At 72.8% G+C, this 2,284-nt stretch carries 1 protein-coding gene; it reads right to left on the minus strand.

Annotation, left to right across the window (positions count from 1 at the left end; all coding sequences use genetic code 11):
- Positions 1-2,217 (minus strand): Tex family protein (locus H5J30_RS28070; protein ID WP_181790094.1); only part of this gene is annotated, 2,217 nt, incomplete at its 3' end.
- Between the last annotated feature and the right edge of the window lie 67 nt (positions 2,218-2,284).

Raw genomic sequence — 2,284 nt, forward strand, 5'->3', positions numbered from 1 at the left:
CGGCTTGCCCGGCTCGTCGTCCAGCCGCAGCGTCAGCGAGATCCGCTTCCGCGGCACGTCCACGTCCAGCACCTTCACCTTCACGATGTCCCCGGGCTTGGCGACCTCGCGCGGATCCTTCACGAACGTCTTCGACATCGCCGACACGTGCACCAGCCCGTCCTGGTGCACGCCCACGTCGACGAACGCCCCGAACGCGGCCACGTTCGTCACGACGCCCTCCAGCACCATCCCCTGCTGCAGGTCGCCGATCTTCTCCACGCCCTCCTTGAACACCGCGGTCCGGAACGCCGGACGGGGGTCGCGCCCCGGCTTCTCCAGCTCCTTGAGGATGTCCGTCACCGTCGGCAGCCCGAAGCGCTCGTCCGTGAAGTCCTGCGGCTTCAGCGACCGCAGCGTCCGCGAGTCGCCGATCAGCGCCGCCACCTCCGCGCCGCCCGCCTTCACCATCCGCCGCACCACCGGGTACGCCTCGGGGTGCACGCCGGAGGCGTCCAGCGGGTCGTCGCCGCCGCGGATGCGCAGGAAGCCCGCGCACTGCTCGAACGCCTTCGGCCCCAGCCGCGGTACGTCCTTCAGCGCCGCGCGGCTGGTGAAGGGCCCGTTGGAGTCGCGGTGCGCCACGATGTTCTCGGCGAGCCCCGCGCCGATGCCGGAGACGCGCGCCAGCAGCGGCGCCGAGGCGGTGTTGAGGTCGACGCCCACGCCATTGACGCAGTCCTCCACGACCGCGTCCAGGGAGCGCGACAGCTTCGCCTCCGACAGGTCGTGCTGGTACTGGCCGACGCCGATCGACTTCGGGTCGATCTTCACCAGCTCGGCCAGCGGGTCCTGCAGCCGCCGCGCGATGGACACCGCGCCGCGCAGCGACACGTCCAGCTCGGGCAACTCCTGCGAGGCGAACGCGGACGCCGAGTACACCGAAGCCCCGGCCTCCGAGACCATCACCTTCGTCAGCTTCAGCTCGGGCTGCGCGGCGATCAGGTCGGCGGCCAGCTTGTCGGTCTCCCGCGAGGCCGTGCCGTTGCCGATGGCGACCAGCTCCACCTCGTGCACGCGCGCCAGTTCGGCGAGGACGGCCAGCGACTCGTCCCACTTGCGGTGCGGCGCGTGCGGATAGACCGTCGCGGTGGCGGCGACCTTGCCGGTGGCGTCGACGACGGCGACCTTCACGCCCGTACGCAGCCCGGGGTCCAGGCCCAGCGTGGCGCGCGTGCCCGCCGGAGCGGCCAGCAGCAGGTCCCGCAGGTTGGCGGCGAAGACGTCCACCGCCTGGTCCTCGGCGGCCGTACGCAGCCGCAGCCGCAGGTCGATGCCGAGGTGCACCAGGACGCGCGTGCGCCACGCCCAGCGCACCGTCTCGGCGAGCCAGGTGTCGGCGGGCCGGCCCCGGTTCTCCACCCCGAACCGCGCCGCGATGGCGCGCTCGTACGCCGACGGGCCCTCCTGCTCCGCCTCCGCGGGCGCGTCGGGCTCCAGCGCGAGGTCGAGGATCTCCTCCTTCTCGCCGCGGAAGAGGGCGAGGATCCGGTGCGAGGGCAGGTCGGTGAAGGGCTCGGCGAAGTCGAAGTAGTCCGAGAACTTCGCGCCCGCCTCCTCCTTGCCCTCGCGCACCTTGGCGGCCGCACGGCCGTGCGTCCACATCCGCTCGCGCAGCTCGCCGATCAGGTCGGCGTCCTCGCCGAACCGCTCGGTGAGGATCGCCCGCGCGCCCTCCAGGGCCGCGGCCGGATCGGCCACGCCCTTGTCCGCGTCCACGAACGCCGTGGCCGCCGCGAGCGGCGCCACCGACGGGTCGGTGATGAGCCCGTCCGCCAGCGGCTCCAGACCGGCCTCGCGGGCGATCTGCGCCTTGGTCCGCCGCTTCGGCTTGTACGGCAGGTAGACGTCCTCCAGCCGGGCCTTGGAGTCGGCGGCGCGGATCTGCGCCTCCAGCTCCTCGGTCAGCTTGCCCTGCCCGCGCACGGACTCCAGGATCGCCGCCCGCCGCTCCTCCAGCTCCCGCAGGTAGCGCAGCCGCTCCTCCGCGGTGCGCAACTGGGCGTCGTCGAGCATCTCCGTCGCCTCTTTGCGGTAGCGGGCGATGAACGGCACGGTGGCGCCGTCGTCGAGCAGCCGCACCGCCGCAGTGATCTGCCGCTCGCGTACGCCGAGCTCCTCGGCGATCCTGGCCTCAATCGATACCGACGCCGTCACGTCCGCCCCGCTTTCTGTCATCTGTGGCGGAGTGCATTGTGGCAGGTCCGACTGACAGCCGGGCGCCCGGCGGGAGGTGCCCCGGTCG

It is taken from the genome of Streptomyces phytophilus, from assembly GCF_013870535.1.
Classification (GTDB): Bacteria; Actinomycetota; Actinomycetes; order Streptomycetales; family Streptomycetaceae; genus Streptomyces; species Streptomyces phytophilus.